This is a genomic window from Enterobacter cloacae complex sp. 2024EL-00214, assembly GCF_043945575.1.
In the GTDB taxonomy this organism is placed as follows: domain Bacteria; phylum Pseudomonadota; class Gammaproteobacteria; order Enterobacterales; family Enterobacteriaceae; genus Enterobacter; species Enterobacter cloacae_P.
Genome location: NZ_JBIMRC010000002.1, coordinates 266,130 through 289,913, shown reverse-complemented (window position 1 = coordinate 289,913; position 23,784 = coordinate 266,130). Strand labels below are relative to the sequence as shown.

Here is a 23,784-nt window from a genome sequence, read left to right as displayed (position 1 = left end):
ATGGACTATTCACAGTTATCAGACCAAGTAATTAACGCAATGGTTGGGAAGATAGTCAGCAAAGATGGTCTCTCAATTATCGCATCAGATGGAAATGCTGTTATCCATGAATATGCAGATTGTGGTGAATTCAAGGGAATATGCCTTGGCTGGAAGGTATTTGACCCATGCAACAACGCGGCAGACGCATGGCCGATTATCGTTGGAAACGATATTTCTCTGAACAGTTACGGCAGTGCATGGGAGGCATCTTTCGAACATGACGCGCCAATAGGAGCATACGGCACTGACGAAACAGTGACGTCAGGATATGAACACAGGAACCCATTAAGAGCAGCAATGATAGCTTTCCTGATGAAGCAGGAGTATGCCAGTGCTTAGCCAATCAGAAGCCCAATCCTACGAGCAGCAGAGCATACGTCGAACGTTTGGATGTTTATTTATTGCAATGTTAAAAATGGAAAGAGAGAAAATCAATTCAAAACATACCCATGCCTTACTTCTTAGTCATCTTGAGTATGATCCAGATACTGGAAACTTCGTGCGTCTAATTTGCCTTCCTGGATGTGGCAGTAAGCCTGGTGATGTTGCTGGCTACAAGAGGAAGAATGGGTATGTCGTAATTAGATTTAATGGAAAGCAATACAGAGCTCATCGCCTGGCTTGGTTTTATGTTCACGGCGAATGGCCTGATGGTGAGATTGACCATATCAATGGTGTGAAAAGTGACAACAGATTACGCAACCTAAGAATTGCAAACAGAAGTGAAAATACAAAGAACATAGGAAGGAGGAGGAGGAACACAACCGGATTCAAAGGTGTAAGCAAGGTTACAGGAATGAAAAGCAGATGGTGCGCAAGAATCACATCTAATAGGGAAACTATACATATTGGATCATTCTCTACGCCTGAAGAAGCATATGATGCGTACTGCAAAAAAGCAGCCGAACTTCATGGAGTATTTTCCAATACCGACAACAACCCTGCTTATCTAAGTGAAGAATGCGCCTCACTTGCAATAGCGTATCGCGACCCTAACGGATTTATGACGGAGGAAGATGATGAGTGAGTTACGAGTAGGTGGCATGGCCTTGGTTATAAAGACATACCGAATCCACGAAAACTTAGGTAAATCCGTGATAGTGGAAAAAATAATTAATCCAGGAAAACGCTTCAAAAGCATAAAGACAGGAAGCATTAACGAAAATGCCACAGATGAGATTCTTTTTTATTCATCTGGCGATTTGAAAAGCCCATTTCCAGGTGAAGATGGTGCCGTTTGCTTTGGGAGAGAGCAGCTCATGCCTATCGACGGAGAAGACTTCTCTCACGAAGATGAGCGACAGAGGGAACTGACCAATGACTAAAGCACCCCGGAGAAAATGCAAGGTCTGCAATGAATGGTTCCACCCGGCCTTCTCAAATCAGTGGTGGTGTAGCCCGGAACACGGAACTGAATTAGCAATAGAGCGACGAAGCAAGGAGAGAGAAAAAGCAGAGAAAGCAGCAGACAAGAAACGACGACGAGAATATCAGCAGCAGAAAGACAAGTTAAAGATTCGAAAGCTCGCCTTAAAGCCCCGCAGTTACTGGATTAAACAAGCCCAACAAGCAGTAAACGCCTTCATCAGAGAAAGAGACCGCGACTTACCATGTATCTCGTGCGGAACGTTCGTATCCGCTCAGTTCGACGCTGGCCATTACAGGACAACGGCAGCAGCGCCACAACTGCGGTTTGATGAACGCAATATATCAAAGCAATGCATCGTGTGTAATCAGCATAAGAGCGGGAATCTTGTTCCATACCGTGCTGAGCTAATCCGGCGCATAGGCATCGAGCAAGTCGAGGCAATTGAATCTGACCATAAGCGCCATCGTTGGACTACAGAAGAGTGCAAAGCGATTAAGGCGGAGTATCAGCAAAAGCTTAAAGACCTGCGTGACAGCAGAAGTGAGGCAGCATGACGGATAAATCAAATACCCCAGCAGAAATTAAAGACCTGTGGAGAACGCCGCCAGAGATATTTCACGCACTAAATGCTGAGTTCAATTTCGTGCTGGATGCGGCCGCAAGCGCTACGAATGCTCTTTGTCGCCACTACATCACCGAGCAGCAAAACACGCTATTCACCTCATGGGCAGAAGTCATGCCTGATATCCCTGGCTACGCGTGGATGAATCCACCATACAGCCGACCAATGCCATTCGTACAGGTCGCTGCTCAGGAGAATGCTGATAGCGGTATCGGGTGCGTGATGCTACTACCGGCTGATACGTCCGTGCTGTGGTTCAGGGAGGCTATCAAGACCGCGCATGAAGTTCGGTTTATCACAGGTGGGCGTCTCTCATTCCTAAATGCAGAAACCGGTAAGCCAGTAAATGGCAACAACAAAGGCTCGATGCTCATTATCTGGCATCCATATCCACGCTCTGGCGAATGTCGCATGACTACGGTTGATCGCGATGTGCTGATGCAATACGGAAAACGATTCATGAAGGGGGTCTTATGTGCAGCGTAACTAACATCCAGCAAGTCAAATGGCAGCGTCAGCGCGATATGCATACCGAGCAGGTGCTGATTGGCAAAGAGCATGAGCTTGAGCGCAGTCTTGATTATGTGCGCGAGCAGCTTCGGGAAGTGCGTAACCGGCTCGGAACGAATAAGCCAGACCATGACCCGGAGGCAGCGTAGATGATAAAGCCAATCCATAACCGAGATGCAATAAACATCCTCTCAGCAACATTCTTCTTCCCACCAATCAGATTTAAACGCCGCTCACTTCTGGCAAGAGAGTGCAACGCACTTATTCAGGCTGACAGGTATTTATCTCAGGCAGATAGGGGAAGGGTATGAACAGAGCATTCGAATTCTATATGCGACTGAAGCATGGCGATCGGTACGACCTGACCAGAGATACCGACGGGCTTTATTGTAGGGAAGTGGTTAAGCGCATGTTTGAAATATGGTGTCACTGCAAGGGAGAGAATTACTAATGAGACTTGAATCAATAGGACGGTACTTTGCGCCAAAATCACCAATGTTCAGCGACTCGCCGCGTGCAACCGCAACAGACTCTCTGGACATCAGTGGGGTGATGGCCGCATTAGGTTTGGCAGAATCAAAATGTGGCATCGGTATTGAGCTTTACCTGGCAAAGATTGGCATCAGCTCACCAGATAAAGCCGTCATTGGCGTATACGAAATGGCAAAACGTCTGGCAGGACGTACTAAGGCATTCGATGGACTACAGGAAGATACTAAACAACGTGTATTGCAATTGCTCGCAACTTTCGCTTTTCAGGATTATTCACGTAGCGCTGCTAGCGTACGTAAATGCGATTGCTGCAATGGCGAAGGATTTATAGACGCCGAGGTATTCAGCACCAAAACCCATACGCCATCCAGGGAAAGGCGATTCGTCAAAGCAGCATTGCAGATGGGCGACAAGACGATTCGTCCTTCATCCTATCAGGTATACCGCGAGCAACGTGATATCGAAAGGGTTCAGTGTCCATCTTGCAAAGGGAAGAAGGTGCTCAGCAACGCCTGTAGATGCCACGGGAAAGGGAAGGTTGTTGACCAGGAAAAGACAAAAGAAATGGGCGGTGTACCGGTATGGAAAACCTGCGATAAATGCTCAGGACGCAGATACCGCAGACTCAAGTTCTCAACCGTCTTTGAGGGTGTACGGACAGCATGGGATGTGAAGAAAACCTTTGCTTATGACCACATCCAGCCATTCTTTGAGTCACTGGTAACTGAGTGCCACAAAGAAGAAGCATTTGCTGATAGTGTTATTGCAAAAGTGACCATGTGAAGCAAATATTTCTACCGATACGGATGTTGGTAGAAATAACACTTTACTCTCGCGGAAAAATGGACTAATCTGAGTTCTAACACTAGAAATCCGTCTGATGTTACGGTGGATTAAATGGTGGGCGAGTCGGGAATCATGAGGCGGCACCCGACAAGCTGATCCCGCCTAGTTGGTAAAACCACGTGTTTGCGTGACTACTCCAACCATCGAAGGCTGAGAGGTCTGCAAAAGCGTACGACTCCACCGCTCGGCAAGTAGGAGTCCAGGGTGACCAACTTAAACGCCTGATGAGCTTCTGTGATGAAGCGAAACGCAATGCGTCGCGTAGCCTTCCGTGGTCACTTGGGTGGGAAGGGTGAGCCGAGCAACTATTTGAAGCCCTGAGTTAATAGCTCGGGGCTTTTTCATTGGCGAAATCTGGTAAGGGCATTAGGCAGACGGCAACCAGCATCCTCGGAATAGCAACCGGTGAAACGCTGATGCGGGATTGTGACGACGCTCGTCAGTGCTCTTTCCAGTTTTCGTCACGTTAGCGACTTTGCGGACTTTTAAGAAACGGACCACAAAGATAAATGCAAACGATGATCAATTCCTGGCAGTAGCCTAACGGCTAAACACCAGTGAGGTCTTCCGACTCCTCATCAAAGAATTCGGCGCACTGGCCCGGTGTGATTAATAATGGGCTCCCATTCCTGAGTTTGTTTACGAGCTGATTCAGGCACGGGCGCGAGCGTTAATGCTGAAAATAAGTTCCCGACAGGTGCGGTCTGATCACCCGCCGTCAGCTCCACGAAACGGAGCCCATAACAGGTAAGGGCGCTTGGGCTCCCTGATATTCACAGTCGGTTGAAATATATTCCGCTCTGGCGAGTGTCCTTTCCGTTGTGGTGAATGCGCAGGCTGATGCGCGGAAAACATCTGGGTGTGCGGTCATAGCAGCCGTTTGTTTGGGTGAGAGTCCCAAAGGCTTTTCGGTTCGAAAGCAACATCGACCAGAGTAAAGCCGAATGCCGGAGATCAGCACCGGTCACCACACTCTAACCTGCTACCTCAGGCAATCGGTCGAAAGACGCCGGATAAACGTAACCGGCATGCTCTAATGCGGATGTACCATGCGTACATGCTGCGTACGATTGCGTCGAAAGGCGCATTCAGCACGACCTTTCTGAAAGCGCATCCCACCAAATACCAGACAGACAATACCCTCACCTTATCCGCTGTGGCTACGGTGGCGTATGCGCTTTCATCCCTTCTGCGCATCTCACGCGCATATCAACGAGAGCCTTTCAGTAAGCGAGCCTGAGAATAGCCGTTATAGGTGGCGACCTCTCTCGGGCGGCTTTTCTGTGAGACAGGCTCACTTTCTAAAAGGTAATCGCCGTGAAGTTCGAAGAAATATTCGAATACAACCCTGATACCGGTGAATTGAAGTGGAAGGTAAGTTTTTCAAACCGCATCAAGGTTGGAGATAAAGCAGGGTCAGTAAAAAAAGACAGTGGCTACATTCGATTAAAACTTAACGGAAGGTCTTACCAGGCTCATAGAATAGCTTGGCAAATATGCCATGGAGAAATTCCGGCAGGTATGGAAATTGACCACATCAATAGCGTTAGAAGCGATAATCGAATATCTAACCTTCGCCTTGTTACGCATCTTGAGAATGTTAAAAATCAAAAGAAACACTGCACAAACGTTTCTGGCGTGATGGGCGTTAGTTGGAACAAGAAGCGACAGAAATGGTACGCGTATATCCATGCAGATGGAAAGAGAAAGTATCTTGGGTACTACGACTGCATGGAAAGCGCTGTAGCTAAGAGAAGGCAAGCTGAAAGGCATCTCGGGTATCACAAGTTGCATGGAAACAAATGAAAAACCCAGCATTGAGCTGGGCTTCGTGAAAATGGGCGACCGTAAGTTGGTGGAACAACCTACGGCCATCTTGCCCATGGTATGAATCACGAACAAAGACCGAGGCACATATCGTCTGATCAGGCGGGCAAAACATTAGATCGGATTTGTTCGCAACACAATGCTTTACCTCTCAATAAGAACATATCCCCCAATCATTTGGGGTCGCTAATATGCGGCCTGGTAGTCTCATGCCAGACGCTTTAACAGGCCACCATCATGGTGGAGACTACGCAATGGCAAACGGAACAGACCTTATTCCGGCTTTGCTTCTCGCGCTCATCATGACGGTGCTTGGTTCGTGGGCAAAGTACGAAACCAGACCGGCAGCTGAAAAAGTCAGCCTTGGTAGTCATATGATCGTGTCAATCTTTGCCGGAACAATGATGGCTCTATATGGGCTGGACAAACAGTGGTCACTTTACATCCTTGGTATGGGATGCGGTGCTGCGGGATGGCAAGGAGCAGCAATCCTCAAAAAGTTGCCATGGTTCAGCCAAAGTGACAATGGTGATAATTATGGCAAGAACTGAGATCAGGGTAGGGCGATACATTGTCGACCTGGTACCTGTCGTATTCCTTATCTTAACCGCCATCCTCTGCAATCAATTCAACGACTCGGTAAACAGTAGTCGTGATGCCGTAAAGCTTGCCAGTGATATGAACCGGCAAAGAACGGCAGCTGAGATGCGAGCGCATAACGCAGAGCAAAAGCTGGCGAATAACACACAGAATGCACCTGGCGTAGTGATTATCTCGCCGGATGGTAAGACCGTTCAGGCTATCGAGCCCAAAACGAGTTACAGCAGCATTCAGCGTGAAGTTTCCTTCTGAGGTAGACCATGACAAAAGACCAGTTTATGCGAGCTGCAGGAATTGCTCCCGCGCTTGCTGATAAATGGTATCCGCATGTCGTAAAAGTCATGGACGAGTTCGGCATTAACACTCCTTTGCGCGAAGCTCACTTCATCGCTCAGATTGGTACCGAATCAAACGGCTGGCGTTCTGTTGTTGAGTCACTGAATTACTCGGTAGCAGGTCTGGCAATTTTCGGCGATCGGCTTACTGCAGCACAGCGCGAAAAGCTTGGGCGTAAACCCGGGGAGCTATCTCTGTCGCCATCGCGCCAGGCTGATATTGCGAATATCGTTTATGCCGGTAGGTACGGAAACTCAGCGCCAGGTGATGGCTGGAAATACCGTGGGCGCGGTCTGAAGCAAGTCACATTCAAAGCTAACTACGCCGATTGTGGTAAAGCTCTTTCCCTCGACCTGGTGAATGACCCTGATTTATTGCTTCTGGACCAAAACGCGGCGCGTTCTGCTGGTTGGTTCTGGAGGGCTAATAACTGCAACTCCTTTGCAGACAAAAATGACATTGTCGGACTGACAAAACGTATCAACGGCGGGACTAACGGTCTGGACGATCGGAAGGCTCGTTATAGCGTCGCTAAAAGCGTCCTGGTGGGATAAGCATGAAATTCATCGATAACCTTCCTCAGCTCTGGAAAATGTGGTCAGTGCGCATTCTTGCGGTGCTGGCTGTGATTGCTGGTATCTGGGACCAGGTACCTGATGACGTAAAAGCAATGATTCCGTCGCAATACCTCGGTTACATCGTGGCCTTTGTTTCTGTCTGCGGCATCATCGCTCGTGCAATTAAGCAGTTCGACAATGACCAGCCAAAATGAACATCTCAACGGTGTTTCAGCCTGGCTGGAAATGGTGCGGAATTGCGTTGCTGTGTGGTGCCTTGCTTGGCGCGCTTGCCGGTTGGTGGGTGACTGATAATAAGTTCACCGCTGATATTGCCACGCTTAAACAGCAGCACGCCGAAGACCTGAAAGCCATCAGCGACGAAGCCAGTGCTCAGCGTGACAAAAACGCAGCGCTGGAACACGCATTCTCAAGCACTGTGGCTAAAAGCGACCAGAAGCACACGCAGGAGTTAAACAATGCGCTCGCAGAAAATAAAGCTCTTCGTGATGCTGTTACCTCTGGCTCTCGCCAATTGCAATTCGCCAAAGCCGGACTTGCAACCTGTAACCTGTCAAAAAGTGCAGCTGCAAGCGCCTCCGACATGGGCGATGGAGCCCAAATCGAATTCAGTCCAGATTTTGGACGAAACATTTACGATATCCGATCCGGTTCAATCAGCGACCAGGCAAAATTAGACCAGTTGCAGGATTACATCCGAGCAGGTCAGGAAGCTGGCGTAATCGCTAAGTAAAGAACAACCCCGACAAGGTGAAGAATGTGTAACCCCGTAAGGAAGTGATCACATCTTGGCAGCCGGAACAGACGGAAGTGGCAAAGCACCGCTGAAAAGCAGAGCGAAAGCTGCGACAAGAATTAACAAAGCTCAGTCAGAAATGGCTGGGCTTTTTTATTGCTCCAAACCAGCGCACTCGCGTGCGTAACTCAACAAGAGCTTTCCGTAGTGTGAGTCTGAGACAGGGCGGTGGATTTCATCGTTTCGCTCTTGGCTGCCCATGTCTACGCGAGCAGGCTCATACCACAGAAAGGTAAATACGATGACCAACATTATTCCTTTGAATTATGACGGGCTGAAGATTCGCTTTAATGATGAAGGCTGGATCAATGCAACTGATGTTGCCGCAAAATTCGGCAAAGATACAACATCATGGCTTCGACAGATAGATGTGCTTGAATATATGTCCGCTCTGTCTAAAAAGCTTTTCTGTAATTCCGGGTTTCTGACAGAAATTAATGAAATCAGAAGGTTAGATACATCATCAGCTGCATCAAGATCAAAGGTGCTGAGGTTTGTTAAGGCAACTCGTCTTGTTGCAACAAAGACTGGCCCGCAAGGTGGTACATGGATTCATCCAAAGCTTGCAATCAGGTTTGCCCGCTGGCTTTCAGTTGACTTCGAAATCTGGTGTGACGAGCAGATTGATGCGATTGTCCGTGGTGGTGCCTTCTCAACTACCGATTCACGCATTACTGCGATGTTCCTGCTGGATGAATCAGTGCCGTGGGAAAAGCGATTTAGCGATCCATTTTATGCGGCATTATTCAAAATGTCCGGGCTTCCACGTCACAGGCCAAACCGCAGACCTGCATTGTTCGGAATGATTAGCGCCAAATGGGTTTACGGACCTGTGCTGCCAGAGGATGTTTACCAGGAAGTAAAATCACGCTTGGCAAAAGGTGAAAAGATTCATCAACACCTAAAGCCTGACGCGCTGAAGCTGGTAGAGCATCAAATTATCGCTGTGACCAGTATCGCGAATGGCTGCGCTGACTACCGCGATTTCGAATCCCGCTGCATGGCGGCGTTTCACGTAAAAGGGCAGATGAAAATGCTCTATGCCGCATAGGGTGCCCCATGACTAAATACCTGATAGCCGCTCTCGTAGCGGCTTTTTCGTTTTCAGCGATCGCTGGTTCAAACTGCCCGGGTAAATTCCTGAATGACAATCCTCCTCCGGTTAAGTACGACCAGGAGATTTGCTTCACTCAGTTCTCAGTGCTTTACAGCGATTCCCTGAAAGATCCGGTGGTAAGCGCTCAGCACCTAACGGCCGAAGACGTGAAAGGTTCTCTCCAGCTTAAGCGCAAGGACGCCTTTCACAGCGAGCCAAAAGTCCCTAAGCAGTTTGAGTCCACACAGAAGGATTACGCTAAGTCCGGATACGATATGGGACACATGACTGCTGCAGGCGACGCAGGAACAGCCCAGGAGCAGTTAGAAACCTTCAGCCTTGCAAACATGACACCTCAGTTACCAGACCTCAACAGAAAGGCCTGGCGACTGATGGAAGAAGCCGTGCGCAAACAGGTGCTGGCTGAGGGTGATGCCTGGGTGGTTACCGGAATGATACCAGGCGATAAGACGATCGGAAATGGCGTCAACGTGCCATCGGTTATCTGGAAGGCAGTGAAAGCCAAATCAGGTGAGGCTGTCTATGTCGGTGACAACACAGCCGGCACAGTAACCAAAATGACCTCAGCGCAGTTCGCGCTGAAATACGGCATCAAGCCTTTCTGATAAAAAGTTGGTCGAGATGAGTAGCTTCGATTGGGCAATTTTATTGCCAATAGTTGCCTTGGGTGTCTACGGCTTTGCCCTCGAAGGAAAGCTTAATTTCAAAGATGTATTCATTGAACCATTGAGAACGCTTTTGTCAATGCTCAGGCCATAAAAAAAGCTCACAAGACATTTAAATCAATGTCCATTACAAGGCTCATTTACGAGTGAGCCTGATAACGGATACTTGCTCGACCCTAGCCGGTGAGTGGGGATGTAACCCCGGCAGCCATAGTGTGTGATACCTCCTGCGCCTCCTTATGCGCAAAAACATCACATAGTTATGGCGGACACCTGGAGAGACAGGGTGCATTACAGAGCTTTCTATCGTGAAGGCTCGATAATGCAGTGAAGAGGATGCATATGCCCACGGGCAGAATACAAACTGAGCAGAGGAATATGCTGAAATGTCACAACAGAATGTCATAAAGATGGATATCACTGATGGTACTGTTGATATCAGCAAATATCTAAGCCCTGATAACGCAGGAATGCTAATCGATGTGGCGGCGGTTGATTCATCTGGTAATCAGGTCTCTCTTTCTCCCGGGATGGTCAGAATTTATGTATCACCGTTTCTCGATGTGAATGCCTGGTTCCCGTTTGATTCTGGAGCGTATGCTGGTCTCGCCTTAAGAGCGAAGATTGTTAAATCCGGTATTGTGGCATCAGCCAGCCAGCTTATAGTTAGCGTATTTCGTGACGTATACCCTCATCATTCAAGCCCGAACGGGTTGTTCACGGGTGCTCGCAGTATTACCCAGCAAAGCCTGGTTGAGGCAGCAATAAAAAACGGTACATTGTTCACCGCATCGCGTCGCGTTACTGGTGTTGCTGCCGGGGCGTTCCTCGATTCGACATTCACTACTGGTTCGAAGCCATGCATTCTTGTAAGGCGGGATGTTGGCTATACCGGCATTGGTGTTGCCGCGTATGTATACCGCAATGCCACAGCAACTGGAACGCCAGTACCTGCTGATATTAACAACCCGAACGACACCAATCCGGCGACAACCACAGTTACGCTGAATAGTGGGATGACATTTACATCTGGCACACTGACTGTTTCCGTGGCGTACAGCGAAGGTAATGGCAGTAATCAGGGGCAGGGGAATTCTCAGGCTAAGCTTGGCGAGCCAATCATCATGCTTCCCAATACAACGTATGTGTTGCGCATTCAGTCGTTAGATACCGCAACGCAAAATATTAACGCCTATGTATCGTGGATTGAAGGATACCCTGATTTTCCAATCTGACCGATTACAGCCTTAAGGTATCCTCATGGCAAAAACAAAATGGCCTTCACCTCCGCGCTACTCAGTGCCGCTTTTTAATTGTGCTGACATAGTGCTTTTGAGGGATAGGGAAGAAGCAACTGAATATCTTGCTCGCCTGGATTTATCCTGGGACTTATCAGGATTTAATGGTTTCGCATACAGTCACCAGCGCGCCAGTAAGACGCCACTACTTATCATGGGTGTTTTCATCCATGAGCCTCAGGTTCTTGCGCATGAGGTTTGCCACATTGCTTTTGAGATCTGCCACCACGTAGGCGTGCCAACAAATAACAACGAAATGAACGAGACGTTTTGCTACCTGGTGCAGCGCATCATGTATGCATTCCTGCCGCATATCCAGAAAGACCAAAACAAAGAATAAGGTAACAACATGGCAAAACCTGACTGGGAGGCCATTGAGTCGGCTTACCGGGCTGGCTCATTGTCCATCCGCGCAATAGCTGATAAGCATGGTGTAAGTGATACCGCTATCCGTAAGAGAGCAACACAGAACGGATGGCAGCGAGACCTAACAGAGCAGGTACAGAAAGCCACACGGCAGAAGCTTGTTCGCAAAGAGGTTCGCAATGACGGTTCGCGCGAACAGGTGCGAACTGATGAAGAGATCGTTAACGAAGCGGCTGATGAAGCGGCAGCGGTAGTCCTTGAGCATCGTGTCGATTTGGCGCGCTGGCGTCGTATCGCAAGTAAGCTTGGCGACTTCCTGGATGATGTGGACTTCACTGAGGAAAATCACGCTTCTCTGGCTCGTTCACTTGTTGCAGGTGTAGATGCGCAGATTAAAGTCATCAAAGCTGAGCGTGAAGCCTACAACATCGATAACGGCGACAAGAACAACGATACCGACAGTATCTCTGACCTGATGGATTCATTGTCTCAGGGGGCTTAATGAAACCTGAGCATATCAAGCTGCTTAGCGACAAGCTCTGGCGGCTGAATAATCTTTACTGGATCACCGACAAAGAAGGCAAGACTGTCCGGTTTAAAATGACGCCGGAGCAGCTTGAATACTTTGAAGGCATGCACACGCGCAACATCATCCTCAAAGCGAGACAGCTTGGCTTCACGACGGAAGTTTGCATTATTCAGCTTGATGCAGCCTTGTTCGAATCAGCCAAATGCGCACTTATAGCCCACACACTGAATGATGCAAAACGCCTCTTCCGTGAAAAGGTAAAATTCGCATATGACAGGCTCCCTACTGAGATCAAGGCTGCCAACCCCGCAAGCAACGATGCTGCTGGAGAGCTGGTATTCAAAAAGGGCGGCTCAATTTATGTGAGTACGTCATTTCGCGGTGGCACGCTTAGATATTTGCATATTTCTGAGTTCGGAAAAATCTGCGCCAAGTATCCTGATAAAGCGCGCGAAATCGTCACAGGTGCTCTTGAGGCGGTATCGACTGGATGTTTTGCCACCATAGAAAGCACAGGGGAAGGGCGTGCAGGTTACTTCTTTGAATATTGTCAGGCTGCAGAAAAGGCGGCGCTGCAAGGTAAATCGCTCTCCCCGCTCGACTGGAGGTTTTTCTTCTTCGCCTGGTGGAAGAATCCGCAATATGCAATTGACCCTGTTGAGCCTATACCCCAACGCCTGACTGATTATTTCAACGGCATCGAGCAAAAGCTTGGCATCGTCATCAACGAGCGCCAGCGAGCATGGTATTACGCCAAAGAGAAGACTCTTGGCGATGACATGAAGCGCGAATACCCTTCGACGCCGGAAGAAGCATTCCAGCAGTCTGTTGAAGGCGCTTATTACGCCAAGCAGTTCAACTGGCTTTATTCGCAAAAGCGCATCGGCGCTATTCCTGATAACTCACACCTCCCGGTTCACACGTTCTGGGATATCGGGGTGAGTGACTCGACGGCGATCTGGTTTGTGCGCGAGTTGAGCGAAACCGAGTTCCACATTATCGACTACTACGAAAATTCCGGTGAAGGCCTACGGCATTACATGAAGGTGCTGAAAGACCGTGGTTACACCTACGGTGAGCACTGGGGGCCACACGACATTGATAACCGTGAGTTCGGCAGCGACGCGAAATCACGCCGCGAACTGGCGAAAGAAGGTTACGAGATTGATGGGCAAACCTACTCGCTTAAATTCAACGTTGTGCCGAAAGAGTCGGTGGAAACAGGTATCGAGATGGTGCGTGAAATCCTGACCAGTTGCGTTTTCGATGAAAGCAAGTGCGAGGAAGGGATTAACGCACTGGAAGGTTACCGCAAGGAATGGGACGACAAACGCGGATGCTGGAAAGACAAACCACTCCACGACTGGACATCTCACGGTTCTGACGGATTCCGCTATTTCGCAGTCGTTAAAAACAAACGCAAGCGTCAGCCCATTACCCAAACAAATATTCCTCTCATGGGGCGTTAATTATGACTATTAAGATCAAACCTTCACATGAAGGTGATTTGCATCGTGCGCTCGGTGTCCCTCAGGGCGAAAACATCCCAGTTAAAAAACTGGAGCAGGCGAAACAGTCATCTGACCCACATTTGCGCCAGATGGCTAATTTTGCAATCAACGCGCGCGGGTTCGTTCATAAAGGCAGAAAATAATGGATTTTAAGACGATTCAGGCAACGTGGCAGAAAGATGAAGATATGCCGGAGCGTTCCTGGCGTCTCATGATGCTGCGTAAGGTGTTAAACGGTCAGCTATACGACCAAATTAAGCACTCATTCAGCGAAGAACAGACGGGTGCGGGAGAATATATCCCACTACGCAAGCGACGCCCTTCTGTGCGAACCAACCTGTGCCGGACTGTAGTAGATGACAGTGTTTCGTTGTTGTTTGGTGAAGACCATTTCCCCACGGTCGACATAAAATGTGAGCAGAAAGCCGTTCTCAGCCGTTTGTTGAAGGAAATTAAGCTGAATGAGGTGATGATCGACGCGGCCACAAAAGGTGCAGTTGGTTCAGTAGCCATCATGTTCTCTGTTATCAGTGACCGAATTTTCCTTAAGGCTCTAGAAACCGAATATCTTACGCCAGTGTGGGATCCCAAAGCGCCAGATACTCTCTTGTCAGTAGTTGAGTGCTACAAGGTGAAAGGCAATGACCTGAAAATGGCTGGCTACAACATTTCCCAGGATGATATAGGCAGTGACTTCTGGTTTCGCCGGGAATGGGATACTGAAACTGAGATTTGGTATCTGCCAGTCAAAAAATCAGATACCAAAGCAGAGTTTGTAAAGGACGATAAGCGCTCAGTCGATCACAAGCTTGGGTTTGTGCCAGTTGTATGGGTAAAAAACCTTCCCGGCGGCGATGACTGTGACGGCGCATCGACACTTTGCGGGGAGTCTATTGATTGCCAGATAGAGATTGACTATCAGCTTTCTCAGGTTGGGCGCGGCCTGAAATTTATGTCAGACCCGACATTGGTACTCAAACAGGACGAAAACGGAGGCGCTCAGCCTTTAGTAAAAGGTGCAAATAATGCCCTTGTTGTGCCCGCTGGCGGCGATGCAAAACTACTTGAAATCAGCGGCGGTGCTTCCGAGGCTGTGATCAATTACGTCAAACATCTGCGCGAGGTCGCACTGGAAAACATGCACGGAAATAAGGCCAGCAACGAGAAAATTGCCGCCGCCCAATCTGGCCGTGCAATGGAAATCATGAATCAAGCGCTTATCTGGCTCGCTGACCGTCTTTCAATCAGTTATGGAGAGGGCGCACTGATTGACCTGATCAACATGATTTTTGCCGCATCACGGAAATTTAAGCTTATTTTCAAATCTGGCGAGGAGGTAGGGGAGTTTCCCGAAGATCTCGTACCTGTGCTCATCTGGCCTGCATGGTACACCGCCACCACTCAGGACATCATGAATACGGCCAACACTATGGTCAGATTAACCGATTCCGGCCTGTTAACGCGGCTCACTGCGATAAAAGCCCTGGCGGCTCAGTTCGACATTGAGGATGCTGAGGCCGAGTCAAAGTTGGCACTCGCTGAACTACAGGCCCGTAATGCAGGCGCAAAAGTGAGCGCAACAATTTCTGAATGACGGGAAATGATTCCCAAACCAATAACCCGCCTGGAGCGGGTTTTTTATTATCTGGAGAAACCTAGATGGTTGACGAAACTAACGAAACTCAGCAGCAACAAACTCAACAGCAGCAGCAGGAGCAGCAACAGCATCGACAGCAGCAAAAAATGGAAGAGAAAACCACTTTCTCTCTTGAGTATGTGCAGGAATTACGTGCTGAGAACGCCAAATACCGCACCAGCGCCAAAGAGGCACGGGAGCAGCTTGATGCAGCCCAAAACGATGCCAAAAAGAAAAGCGAAGAAGCCGATCAGAAAGTCCAGTCTGCCGAAAAAGCAGCAAACGCCAGAATCATCCGCGCTGAACTGAAAGCAGTTGCTGTCAAGGCTGGCATGGTTGATCTGGATGGACTGAAACTGGCTGATTTGTCATCTGTCACGTTGGGCGAAGACGGCGAGGTTACAGGTGCAGAAGATTTAATGGCGAAACTCAAAGAAGCAAAGCCATATCTCTTTGCTGAGCCTTCGAAGTCAACCACCAATACTGATGTAAGGGTGCCTCCTAAGAAAGAACCTGAGAAATTCAATGCCTCCAAGGCAACACCAGAAGAACTCAGGGCTAAGGCCAAAGAACTTGGCCTTAATATCAAAGTTTAAAAACCCTCATGGCTCCGGAGTCCAGACGACTGAGTGGGCAGAAAAAACAAACATTCTTTTTAATTGAACAGGAATACATAAATGGCTGTTAATAACCTGCCCTCATCAATTCAATCTGTTATTCAGACTGGATTTCTGGAACATCAGTTCGGTCTTCCGCTAAAGGCACAGCTCGGTTTCCGCGCTATTGCTGACCGTGAAGACTTCATGGCAAACATCGGTGAAACCATCACCAAAACCCGTACTGGTCTGCTGCCTGCAATCACTACCGCAATGTCACCTGCGGCAAACAGCGATATTACCAGCGGCCTGACTGCGCAAAACTATGCGGTAGAACAGTACGCTCTGGCGATCGCCCAGTATGCAGGTATGATGCAACTGAACGTGGCAACCAGCCGCGTAGCGATTGCCGACCTGTTCCTGCGCAATGCCTATGCGCTTGGCGAGCAGTCTTTCCGCTCCATCGATGCGCTGGCGCAAACCTCCCTGTTTAACACCTACATGGGTGGTAATACCCGAGTCCGTACCACTCTCGGTTCTGCTGGTGTGACAATCGCAGTTGATGATATTCGCGGCTTCCAGACCACGCTTAACAGCAATGGTCAACCAGTCGCAGTGTCCAGCTCAAACCCTGTCAACGTTACTGTAGGTGCAAGTGTCTATTCACTGACTGGTTTTGCAGCTGACGGCACCAACGTATCAACCACCCCTGGCGGTGTTTCCGGTACGCTAACATTCTCTTCCAGCGTGTCTGTTTCTGATGGTACTGCCGGTAATGCCGTAATTTCTGCGGTTGCACCTTACATCATTCGTCCGAGCACTTCTGCAGCAAACGTAATGGCGGGTACTACTGCTGCAATCAGTTCATCTGCCGATATCAACAACGGTAAGCTGACCATGCAGATGATCCTGAATGCCAAAGCAACAATGGCGGCAAACGGTGTCCCTCCGGTTGATGCAACGGGCATGTATGTCCTGTATTGCGACCCACTCCAGGCTACCGGTCTTTATCAAGATCCGGCATTCCAATACTTCTTCCGTGGTCAAATTCAGTCTGAAGAATACCGTCGCGGTATCGTGGCAGAACTGTTGGGGGTGCGCATCCAGGAAACCAACATGAATCCGGTTCAGACGCTGGCAAGCGTTGGCGTAGTTCGCCGCGCTGTTCTGTGTGGTCAGGGCGCGCTGGTTGAAGGCGTGTTTACCGACGATGCATATGCCGCTGCTTCTGAAGCAGACGATAATGACGGTTCAATCATCGTGGTTGACGGTATCGCTCACGTGACCCGTGAGCCGCTGGATGCGCTGAAACAGGTTGTCACTCAGTCCTGGTCCTACATCGGTGGCTTTGTGGCTCCGTCTGACACCACCGCTAACCCGAATACCATTCCGACCGCGACTAACTCTGCGTTTAAACGCGCGATCATCCTGGAATCTCTGTAATCAAGATGGAGGGGTTCGCCCCTCCCTTCAGGAGACAAAATGGCTCGTAAAAAATTAGCAGAAGAAAACGAATCTGCCGCAAAGGTTTGGGTGCTTACCCATAACCACGGCATCGTATCGTATGGCAGAAGTGGCACATTTCTGGAGGCCGGAAAAGAGCTTACAGAAGGTGAAGATGATGATCTTATTGCTCAGCTTGTCAGGTCTGGTGCAGTTTTAGAGGAAAAATAGATGTCCTTTACGCCGTATGCATTCACTGACGCTCAACTGGTCGATATCCGGCGCTACTGTGGTTATCCGGCATATGGTGATGGGGCGGTTGTATTTCCTTTCCCGTGGATTTACCGCCAGTATCTTGCTCTGGAATATCGCCTTCAACATATGAGCGCAACCGAGGCAAATGTTGTTATCAACACCTACCTTGCGAACCTTGTGACTCTGGAAACAGACATCGTTTCGGCCACTGAAAACCTCGATACCGATAAAGCTGCGGTGTGGACACACAACAAAAATGAAGTGCGTGACCGCGAAGCGCTGTTTGATAAATGGCGAATGAGACTAGTGAACTTCATGGGTGTGCAACCTGGCCCTAACTTTGGTGGTCAGCAAAATAGTGTAACCCTGGTGGTGTGATATGGATGGCTACAAAATCCAGCAAAAGCTCTACAAGGGTTATGCGAAAGCAGCAAAACGAACAGGGACTAACTATCAGCATTACCGCCCATCTTCTGCAAATAATCCACTCGATGCATCTAACCGGCTGCCAGACCTATACGCCTCACTGAACGCAGATGACCCGACATTCTCGCGGCCCAACGTTTTCGGCAAGGCGACATGGTACGGGATTATGGATGGCGCACAGTGTCAGGTTTTTGACTATGTCAAAGGTATAGAAGGTACGCTGTATATCGCAGCAATGCAGCAATTGCTTCCGATATATATGGTTGATTGCAACAGAGTGGTGTCAGTTCTGCGACCTGTGATGGATACCGGACCTGGTGAGCTTGGCTATGGTGGCGACACTGCGGCGAATGAAGCACTTCTGATGACTGGCTGGCCTTGTTCAATGCTTCAGGGCAGCAAAGGCGAAAAGAACGAAGTAGGCCTTCCGGCTGATGCTAAAAACCCCTGGTTTAACGTCCTGCTCCCATTCGTTGACGGCGTCTACCTGCGCACTGCTGACATCATCACCGACGAAATAGGTGGTCGATACAAGCTGACATCGGCAGAGCTTACAGACCTGGGCTGGCGACTGACAGCACAACAAGTGAGGCCGTGATATGGCTGATGTATACGGCATTCAAAACACTCTGGTGTCGATTATTGCCGGGATTATGTACCCGAATGGAACATCAAACCCATCGGTGACGGGATTTGCAGCGTACATCTATGCTGGATGGCCTCAACCAGAACGCCTTGAGCGCGACCTGAAGGCTGGAAGTTGCCACATAAGCGTTTATCCGCTGACGACTGAAAAAAAGCTCACAGAGTCTCTCGGAAGGCCGTGGCGACGGTTATCTAAAGGCGTTTCAGGTATTACAGCTACGGTGAACGGGCAGCAAATCACGCTGGCGGGTACGGTAACAATCCCGACAAACATCAACCTGTTCTGCGATAAGCAGCATCACACCTACGCAGTGCAGTCAGGTGATACGCTTGCAACCATAGCAACGGCTCTTGTGGTGCAGATATCAGGCGCTTCAAGTTCAGGCGCGATTATCACGCTACCGGCAACAGCCTCATTTGAGATTCGAATCGGATCAGAAGACGTAGTAGGCCGCATTCTTCGCCGTCAGGAAAAGGACTTTCAGGTTACGGTATGGGCAGGGTCTCCTGCTATTCGTGCTGCCACAGCTCTTGCTGTAGACAATGGCCTCTCGGCGTTAACTTCACTCAATATGCCAGACGGGTCGCCGACAGTGATCAGGTATAAACGCTCAATGCCAAGCGATTCGGCTCAGTCATACCTTGTTTACCGTCACGACATGATTTTCTGTGCCGATTTCAGTTCTCTCCAGACAGAAACAGCAACCCAGATTGTCGCACCGACGATGAACGTCAGCGATATGTCGGGAAACCTAATCAAAACCATCCCGGAGTAACAAAATGGCCGACAATGCCAAAGCTAACGTATCAGCCGATCTCGGTTACGACCTGGTTGTGCGTCATGCATTCATGGATTACCAGATTGGTGATCGCATCTCAGACGCAGCCAAAATCCAGGAGATTTTAGCTGGAGAACTGGCCTGCTATGTCTATAAGGCAGCAAAAGCAGAGTAAACCATTCATTCAACTAATAACCCGGCCAATGAGCCGGGTTTTTTATTTGGGGAACCAATATGCCCGTTTATCAAGTAGGTAGCTTAAACACTACTGCTCTGTCTGCTGCTGACCTATATGTTGGCATCCAGGCACCAAAAACACGCTATATCAACGGCGTGCCTAGCGATGGCCTGGGAATTGTTGGTATTGCTTCATGGGGGCCAGTTAATTCACCAACCCTCATTGGTTCAGATACAGACCAGGCTATCTACTTTGGCTCTCAGCAGGTGCGGAAATATGACCTGTGTACGGCGATCGCCATTTCTCTGCAAATTGGGGCAACCAATCTTCAGTGTGTTCGCGTAACTGATGGAACAGATCTTGCCGCATCAATTGCAGTTAAAGACACAGCCGGAACCCCCGTGACAGGTATGACACTGACCGCCAAATATACCGGCACGAAAGGCAACACGATTTCAGCGCAAGTTACCACTGGTACTGCAGTAAATAGTTACAAGCTGACCGTGTTTTTCAACGGCCAGACTCCGGAAGTATTCGATAACATCACCGGTACTGGTGCTGCGGTATGGACTAATCTGGTAAGCGCGGTAAACAACGGAATCACAGCTGTTCGTGGTGCAAGCCAGTATGTCGTCGCCACTGTCGGCACATCTTCCGCCGTACCTGATACCACCACAGTCTGGGCGCTGACAGGCGGGACTGATGGTGCTACTACCATCACCGATTCAGTGCTGATTGGCACTGACGGAACCAGCACCACCCGTAAAGGGATGTATTCATTACGCGGTGCTGGCGCTCAGGTTCTTAACCTGGTGGATGTAACCGATTCGACACAGTGGCCTACCGTGAACACCTTCTGTCTGTCAGAGGGGATGTTCTGCATTTCACAGGGTGCGGCAGGCGTAACTTACTCTTCTCTGTCCACAACCCTGAATACGTCAGGCGTTGATTCCTGGCAGATGAAGGTGCTTGTTGGTGACTGGATTTACTGGAATGACACGGTTAACGGCCTGTCTTCCCGTATGTGCGCACCGGCAACGTTTGTTGCGGCGAAATATGCAGCACAGTCACCGCATATCTCTGCGCTGAACAAGGCGATCACCAACGTCGTAGCGACTCAACGCCAGCTCGCTAACCAGCCATACAGCATTAGCGAAATTGGCGCATTGAGCAACGCACGCCTGGACGTTATCACCAACCCATGTCCTGGCGGAAATTACTTCGGTTTGCGCTCGGGTCGCAATGCTGCTTCTGCTTCAACACAGAACGATGATACCTACACCCGCATGACCAACTACCTGTCAGCAACACTGGCCGCATCGTTTGGTTACGTTGTAGGTGAGCCGCAAACTACCGACCTTCGCCGCTCCACAAAGTCCACGATTGAGTCATTCCTGCAATCACTGGTGGATGCCGGGATGATTGGCGACCCTAACGGCGGCCCGGCGTTCAGCGTCAAACTCGATGCCAGCAATAACCCAAGCAACCGCGTCGCTCTCGGCTACATGGTTGCAGACGTACAGGTTAAATACCTGGCAACTACGCGCTTCTTCCTGATTAACCTGGAAGGTGGCGCAAGTGTAACAGTGTCCGTTTCAAGCAACGCCACCCTGTAAACAAGTCAAATATAAGCCCTCTGCGTGAGGGCTTTTTATGGAGCAAAAGCTATGCCTTTATCTAATTACACAGTGGGTCGCGACGTCCAGATTGACATCAACACTGCTTACGGAGTTGTTACGATTCCTGTTGTTATCTCTTTCGACGCAAAGCCGAAAGTAAACCAAATCGACGTCACAAAAATCACCGGCGAAACCGATACGCTCATGATCCCCAAAAACTGGGAGGGCACTATTGAGGCCGAACGACAGGACTCCACGCTTGACTCATGGTGGGCTCAGTGGGAATCAGACTATTTTGCTGGCATCAACCGCGCTGCAGGCACCATCACAGAAACCATTACCGAATCCAATGGCGGAACATCTGTTTATCGCTATACCGGCGTCCAGTTTAACTTTACTGACCCGGGCAAAAAGCAGGGCGATCAGACTGTTCGTCAAACCTTCACATTCACTTCTAAACGCCGTTTACAGGTAGCATAACCCATGCCGAAAATTACCGTAAAAGAACAATCAGCACCTCAGCCTGCGGCTTCTCAGGAGGAGAAAACTGTTCTAACCGATTCAAAAGGTCGCCACATCACCCTTCGCGAGCTGGACCCGCTGGAAGAATCACGCATCTTCATCGCGGTTGGTGCTGCTAATGCTGCTAACCACACCTACATGAGCGGATATGCCTTCCCTGCCGCCATGGTTGAATCAATTGACGATATTGATTACCAAATCCCGGTAAATCAGGCGCAAATTGATGGCAGGCTTAAGCATCTTGGCCGTGAAGGTATGCTTGCAATCCGAGAGTACATGATTGACGCCATGAAAAATGCAGGGCTGGATGCTAGCGAAGATGATGTGGAGCAGGCCGCAAAAAACTGACAGGGAACGCTGATTTCAGAAACAGATGTTATCTGATGAAGAACGGCGTTCCCTTCTCTGTTTTGTTTAATGGTCTGACTCACCTGATGCCACATGAGAAACTCGCCATGCAGATAACCATTGGTGAGATAGACAGCGGGCAGAAATTCAACTGGGTAACTGGTGAATACGAGGAGAGGAAATGAAGGATGTTTCTCTTGCAGACCTCTCCTCAATACTGGAAATGGCTGCCGCAAATATTAAGGTTGAGGCTGACCTTGCAGTGCTTGCAATAGCTACAGAGATTAGGGAATCCGCGAAAGAGAAAATAGGACACTATCAGGGCGCATCCCATGGTTTTGCCGCATGGGCTCCACTGACACAAGCCACCATGGATCAGCGAGTGAGGCTTGGCTACTCCGCCAATAACCCACTCGAGAGGAGCGGTGAACTACGCGATTCAATAAGTATGCGTGTAGATGGGAATGGCGCGATCATAGGCACGTCAATGGATATTGGTTTGTATATGGAGAATGGGACGGAAAAATCACCACCAAGACCGTATCTTGGTCCGGCAGCAGCAGAGGTTTCTGATAGGCTTGGCGAGATATTTTCACCGCATGTCAGAAAGGCATTTAAGCGGTGATAGCCCACTTATGTGGGCCATGCCATTGGTCAATTATTTCTTCCCTCTCGAGTCCTTATAGCGACCCTGAGAGAGACTGTAGTTTGCATACTTCTCAAGGCGCTCAGCAATCTCGTCTAGTCGTTTAAGTCGCTCATCAAAAGGGGTGTTCTGGTCAAACTTAGCATTAGCCCAGAAATCCTGGCTAACGCTGTGAGCTTCTTTAACTAATTTCTCGACTTCACTATGAGGCATGGGGCGGATAAGCTTGTCTCTATTGATGCGAAATTGAGAATGAATAGCAACGCCAACTATCTCGATAAAATCAGGTTGAAACATCGGATATAAGGGATTTAGCGGTTTCAGATAGATTTGGCGCTGATCCAGTATGAGTTGCTTAAATGCAGCATCAGAATCATCGTTCAAAACGCACATCACAAAGTCGCCTGAGACAGCTTCGAGCGATGAGTCAAAAGTCACTATTGTACCAGGAGGGAAGCTTATCCCTTCGCCAGAAGACATAGAGTCGCCCTGAATCTCTACGGCGAAACAGTATTCATTTGCCCCTTGAGGCGCGGGTATGAAATCTTTTATGGATGCCGTCTTTAGCAGATCATCCAGCGATTCGAACCTTGCCTGCACGTGTGTTAGCACTGGAATTTCACGCACAGTAACAGTTCGCTTGACGCTGCTTACATCTGGGCCAGTTCCTTTACCCTGTGTAAGCCACTCAGTTGTTGTTCCCAATGCCGCCGCTAGGTTTTGCAGGGCATTGATTCTCGGCCGAGCCTCACCACCTTCGTAAGCCGCGATCTGACGCCTGACCACTCCAACTTTTTGGGCTAGCTCGTCCTGAGTCATCCCGATAGCAGTTCTGGCTATCGCTACCCTGCCAGGAAATGAATCATCAAATTTCATATGTGCATACCTAAAATGCATTGACACACAAATCATCAAGGATAATAATCATCCTACAGATTGCGAGTCTGTGAGTTTTAAAAACGACTGAGGTGAATAATGGAACAGAAGAAAAAAGATATCAAGCCGATCTCTTACCGCCCGACCGCAGAAGTGCGTGAGTTTCTAGAAAGTAACGCTGTGAAAAGTTACCGCTCAACCCAGGGGATGATCGACTTCTTCATGGCAAAGGTGATGGATATGGAGAAGAAAGGTGAGATTGTCATCCAATAAAAACAGTGAAGCCCAACGGTGGTCAGACCGTCAGGCTT

The 23,784-nt window shown here is 49.2% G+C and carries 36 protein-coding genes; 35 read left to right on the top strand and 1 reads right to left on the bottom strand.

Annotation, left to right across the window (positions count from 1 at the left end):
* The 34 genes from ACHHZ6_RS03755 (at nucleotide 1) to ACHHZ6_RS03590 (ending at nucleotide 22,576) form a co-directional block, all read left to right on the top strand.
* Nucleotides 1–381, top strand: coding sequence for a phage protein NinX family protein (locus ACHHZ6_RS03755; protein ID WP_395121776.1), 381 nt, complete (start codon nucleotides 1–3; stop codon nucleotides 379–381).
* Complete coding sequence (locus ACHHZ6_RS03750; RefSeq protein WP_395121775.1) at nucleotides 374–1,069, top strand: HNH endonuclease; 696 nt, start codon at nucleotides 374–376, stop codon at nucleotides 1,067–1,069. Before ACHHZ6_RS03755 ends, ACHHZ6_RS03750 begins: the two co-directional genes overlap by 8 nt.
* Nucleotides 1,059–1,367, top strand: a complete 309-nt coding sequence (locus tag ACHHZ6_RS03745) for a hypothetical protein (RefSeq protein WP_395121774.1) — start codon at nucleotides 1,059–1,061, stop codon at nucleotides 1,365–1,367. Before ACHHZ6_RS03750 ends, ACHHZ6_RS03745 begins: the two co-directional genes overlap by 11 nt.
* Nucleotides 1,360–1,965 carry a recombination protein NinG gene (locus ACHHZ6_RS03740; protein ID WP_395121773.1) on the top strand — a complete coding sequence of 202 codons (606 nt, stop codon included), beginning with the start codon at nucleotides 1,360–1,362 and terminating at the stop codon, nucleotides 1,963–1,965. The genes ACHHZ6_RS03745 and ACHHZ6_RS03740 overlap by 8 nt, the downstream gene beginning before the upstream one ends.
* Entirely contained in the window at nucleotides 1,962–2,519 is a 558-nt protein-coding gene (locus ACHHZ6_RS03735) for a phage N-6-adenine-methyltransferase (protein ID WP_395121772.1), read from the top strand. Before ACHHZ6_RS03740 ends, ACHHZ6_RS03735 begins: the two co-directional genes overlap by 4 nt.
* Complete coding sequence (locus ACHHZ6_RS03730; RefSeq protein ID WP_161656686.1) at nucleotides 2,507–2,692, top strand: hypothetical protein; 186 nt, start codon at nucleotides 2,507–2,509, stop codon at nucleotides 2,690–2,692. Before ACHHZ6_RS03735 ends, ACHHZ6_RS03730 begins: the two co-directional genes overlap by 13 nt.
* A gap of 158 nt (nucleotides 2,693–2,850) precedes the next feature.
* Nucleotides 2,851–2,994: a hypothetical protein gene (locus ACHHZ6_RS03725; RefSeq protein WP_395121771.1), complete on the top strand. Its 144-nt coding sequence runs from the start codon at nucleotides 2,851–2,853 to the stop codon at nucleotides 2,992–2,994.
* Entirely contained in the window at nucleotides 2,994–3,818 is an 825-nt protein-coding gene (locus ACHHZ6_RS03720) for an antitermination protein (protein ID WP_395121770.1), read from the top strand. The genes ACHHZ6_RS03725 and ACHHZ6_RS03720 overlap by 1 nt, the downstream gene beginning before the upstream one ends.
* A 1,380-nt stretch (nucleotides 3,819–5,198) precedes the next feature.
* On the top strand, nucleotides 5,199–5,687 hold the full coding sequence (locus ACHHZ6_RS03715; RefSeq protein WP_395121769.1) for an HNH endonuclease signature motif containing protein: 489 nt from the start codon (nucleotides 5,199–5,201) through the stop codon (nucleotides 5,685–5,687).
* 275 nt (nucleotides 5,688–5,962) lie between these two features.
* Nucleotides 5,963–6,259 (top strand): hypothetical protein, encoded by a 297-nt coding sequence (locus tag ACHHZ6_RS03710; protein ID WP_039266279.1) that lies wholly within the window; start codon nucleotides 5,963–5,965, stop codon nucleotides 6,257–6,259.
* The gene (locus ACHHZ6_RS03705) at nucleotides 6,246–6,560 is read left to right on the top strand and encodes a hypothetical protein (RefSeq protein ID WP_395121768.1); all 315 of its coding nucleotides are present in this window, start codon (nucleotides 6,246–6,248) and stop codon (nucleotides 6,558–6,560) included. Before ACHHZ6_RS03710 ends, ACHHZ6_RS03705 begins: the two co-directional genes overlap by 14 nt.
* 8 nt (nucleotides 6,561–6,568) lie before the next feature.
* Nucleotides 6,569–7,198 carry a glycoside hydrolase family 19 protein gene (locus ACHHZ6_RS03700; protein WP_395121767.1) on the top strand — a complete coding sequence of 210 codons (630 nt, stop codon included), beginning with the start codon at nucleotides 6,569–6,571 and terminating at the stop codon, nucleotides 7,196–7,198.
* A 2-nt stretch (nucleotides 7,199–7,200) separates the two neighbouring features.
* Nucleotides 7,201–7,416, top strand: coding sequence for a hypothetical protein (locus tag ACHHZ6_RS03695; protein ID WP_063448345.1), 216 nt, complete (start codon nucleotides 7,201–7,203; stop codon nucleotides 7,414–7,416).
* On the top strand, nucleotides 7,413–7,955 hold the full coding sequence (locus ACHHZ6_RS03690; protein WP_395121766.1) for a lysis system i-spanin subunit Rz: 543 nt from the start codon (nucleotides 7,413–7,415) through the stop codon (nucleotides 7,953–7,955). Before ACHHZ6_RS03695 ends, ACHHZ6_RS03690 begins: the two co-directional genes overlap by 4 nt.
* Nucleotides 7,956–8,259: 304 nt before the next feature.
* Nucleotides 8,260–9,069: a KilA-N domain-containing protein gene (locus ACHHZ6_RS03685; protein WP_395121765.1), complete on the top strand. Its 810-nt coding sequence runs from the start codon at nucleotides 8,260–8,262 to the stop codon at nucleotides 9,067–9,069.
* 8 nt (nucleotides 9,070–9,077) lie between these two features.
* Nucleotides 9,078–9,740 (top strand): DNA/RNA non-specific endonuclease, encoded by a 663-nt coding sequence (locus tag ACHHZ6_RS03680; protein WP_395121764.1) that lies wholly within the window; start codon nucleotides 9,078–9,080, stop codon nucleotides 9,738–9,740.
* A 446-nt stretch (nucleotides 9,741–10,186) separates the two neighbouring features.
* Nucleotides 10,187–11,035: a hypothetical protein gene (locus ACHHZ6_RS03675; RefSeq protein ID WP_395121763.1), complete on the top strand. Its 849-nt coding sequence runs from the start codon at nucleotides 10,187–10,189 to the stop codon at nucleotides 11,033–11,035.
* 25 nt (nucleotides 11,036–11,060) lie between these two features.
* Nucleotides 11,061–11,438, top strand: coding sequence for a hypothetical protein (locus tag ACHHZ6_RS03670; protein WP_395121762.1), 378 nt, complete (start codon nucleotides 11,061–11,063; stop codon nucleotides 11,436–11,438).
* 9 nt (nucleotides 11,439–11,447) lie between these two features.
* Nucleotides 11,448–11,966: a hypothetical protein gene (locus tag ACHHZ6_RS03665; RefSeq protein ID WP_395121761.1), complete on the top strand. Its 519-nt coding sequence runs from the start codon at nucleotides 11,448–11,450 to the stop codon at nucleotides 11,964–11,966.
* Nucleotides 11,966–13,462, top strand: a complete 1,497-nt coding sequence (locus ACHHZ6_RS03660) for a terminase (protein ID WP_395121760.1) — start codon at nucleotides 11,966–11,968, stop codon at nucleotides 13,460–13,462. Before ACHHZ6_RS03665 ends, ACHHZ6_RS03660 begins: the two co-directional genes overlap by 1 nt.
* 2 nt (nucleotides 13,463–13,464) lie before the next feature.
* Nucleotides 13,465–13,647, top strand: coding sequence for a hypothetical protein (locus ACHHZ6_RS03655; RefSeq protein ID WP_395121759.1), 183 nt, complete (start codon nucleotides 13,465–13,467; stop codon nucleotides 13,645–13,647).
* On the top strand, nucleotides 13,647–15,098 hold the full coding sequence (locus tag ACHHZ6_RS03650) for a phage portal protein (protein ID WP_395121758.1): 1,452 nt from the start codon (nucleotides 13,647–13,649) through the stop codon (nucleotides 15,096–15,098). Before ACHHZ6_RS03655 ends, ACHHZ6_RS03650 begins: the two co-directional genes overlap by 1 nt.
* Before the next feature lie 65 nt (nucleotides 15,099–15,163).
* Nucleotides 15,164–15,736 (top strand): hypothetical protein, encoded by a 573-nt coding sequence (locus tag ACHHZ6_RS03645; RefSeq protein WP_395121757.1) that lies wholly within the window; start codon nucleotides 15,164–15,166, stop codon nucleotides 15,734–15,736.
* A gap of 81 nt (nucleotides 15,737–15,817) precedes the next feature.
* Entirely contained in the window at nucleotides 15,818–17,179 is a 1,362-nt protein-coding gene (locus tag ACHHZ6_RS03640; RefSeq protein ID WP_395121756.1) for a hypothetical protein, read from the top strand.
* 39 nt (nucleotides 17,180–17,218) lie between these two features.
* The gene (locus ACHHZ6_RS03635; RefSeq protein ID WP_395121755.1) at nucleotides 17,219–17,410 is read left to right on the top strand and encodes a hypothetical protein; all 192 of its coding nucleotides are present in this window, start codon (nucleotides 17,219–17,221) and stop codon (nucleotides 17,408–17,410) included.
* Complete coding sequence (locus tag ACHHZ6_RS03630; protein WP_395121754.1) at nucleotides 17,411–17,812, top strand: hypothetical protein; 402 nt, start codon at nucleotides 17,411–17,413, stop codon at nucleotides 17,810–17,812.
* Nucleotide 17,813: 1 nt separating this feature from the next.
* The gene (locus tag ACHHZ6_RS03625) at nucleotides 17,814–18,458 is read left to right on the top strand and encodes a hypothetical protein (RefSeq protein WP_395121753.1); all 645 of its coding nucleotides are present in this window, start codon (nucleotides 17,814–17,816) and stop codon (nucleotides 18,456–18,458) included.
* A gap of 1 nt (nucleotide 18,459) precedes the next feature.
* Entirely contained in the window at nucleotides 18,460–19,281 is an 822-nt protein-coding gene (locus ACHHZ6_RS03620) for a hypothetical protein (RefSeq protein ID WP_395121752.1), read from the top strand.
* 4 nt (nucleotides 19,282–19,285) lie between these two features.
* Nucleotides 19,286–19,459, top strand: coding sequence for a hypothetical protein (locus ACHHZ6_RS03615; protein ID WP_395121751.1), 174 nt, complete (start codon nucleotides 19,286–19,288; stop codon nucleotides 19,457–19,459).
* Nucleotides 19,460–19,518: 59 nt separating this feature from the next.
* The gene (locus ACHHZ6_RS03610; RefSeq protein ID WP_395121750.1) at nucleotides 19,519–21,078 is read left to right on the top strand and encodes a phage tail protein; all 1,560 of its coding nucleotides are present in this window, start codon (nucleotides 19,519–19,521) and stop codon (nucleotides 21,076–21,078) included.
* A gap of 51 nt (nucleotides 21,079–21,129) precedes the next feature.
* Nucleotides 21,130–21,561 carry a hypothetical protein gene (locus ACHHZ6_RS03605; protein WP_395121749.1) on the top strand — a complete coding sequence of 144 codons (432 nt, stop codon included), beginning with the start codon at nucleotides 21,130–21,132 and terminating at the stop codon, nucleotides 21,559–21,561.
* 3 nt (nucleotides 21,562–21,564) lie between these two features.
* Nucleotides 21,565–21,951: a hypothetical protein gene (locus ACHHZ6_RS03600; RefSeq protein WP_395121748.1), complete on the top strand. Its 387-nt coding sequence runs from the start codon at nucleotides 21,565–21,567 to the stop codon at nucleotides 21,949–21,951.
* Nucleotides 21,952–21,986: 35 nt separating this feature from the next.
* Nucleotides 21,987–22,136 (top strand): hypothetical protein, encoded by a 150-nt coding sequence (locus tag ACHHZ6_RS03595; RefSeq protein WP_186437272.1) that lies wholly within the window; start codon nucleotides 21,987–21,989, stop codon nucleotides 22,134–22,136.
* A complete protein-coding gene (locus ACHHZ6_RS03590) occupies nucleotides 22,133–22,576 on the top strand; it encodes a phage virion morphogenesis protein (RefSeq protein ID WP_395121747.1) in 444 nt (147 codons plus the stop codon). Before ACHHZ6_RS03595 ends, ACHHZ6_RS03590 begins: the two co-directional genes overlap by 4 nt.
* A 33-nt stretch (nucleotides 22,577–22,609) precedes the next feature.
* Here ACHHZ6_RS03590 and ACHHZ6_RS03585 read toward each other — a convergent pair whose 3' ends face one another.
* Nucleotides 22,610–23,473 carry a LexA family protein gene (locus ACHHZ6_RS03585; RefSeq protein ID WP_395121746.1) on the bottom strand — a complete coding sequence of 288 codons (864 nt, stop codon included), beginning with the start codon at nucleotides 23,471–23,473 and terminating at the stop codon, nucleotides 22,610–22,612.
* 99 nt (nucleotides 23,474–23,572) lie between these two features.
* On the opposite strand from ACHHZ6_RS03585, the gene ACHHZ6_RS03580 reads away from it, so the two are divergent.
* Nucleotides 23,573–23,746 carry a hypothetical protein gene (locus ACHHZ6_RS03580; RefSeq protein ID WP_222834623.1) on the top strand — a complete coding sequence of 58 codons (174 nt, stop codon included), beginning with the start codon at nucleotides 23,573–23,575 and terminating at the stop codon, nucleotides 23,744–23,746.
* The last annotated feature ends 38 nt before the right edge of the window (nucleotides 23,747–23,784 follow it).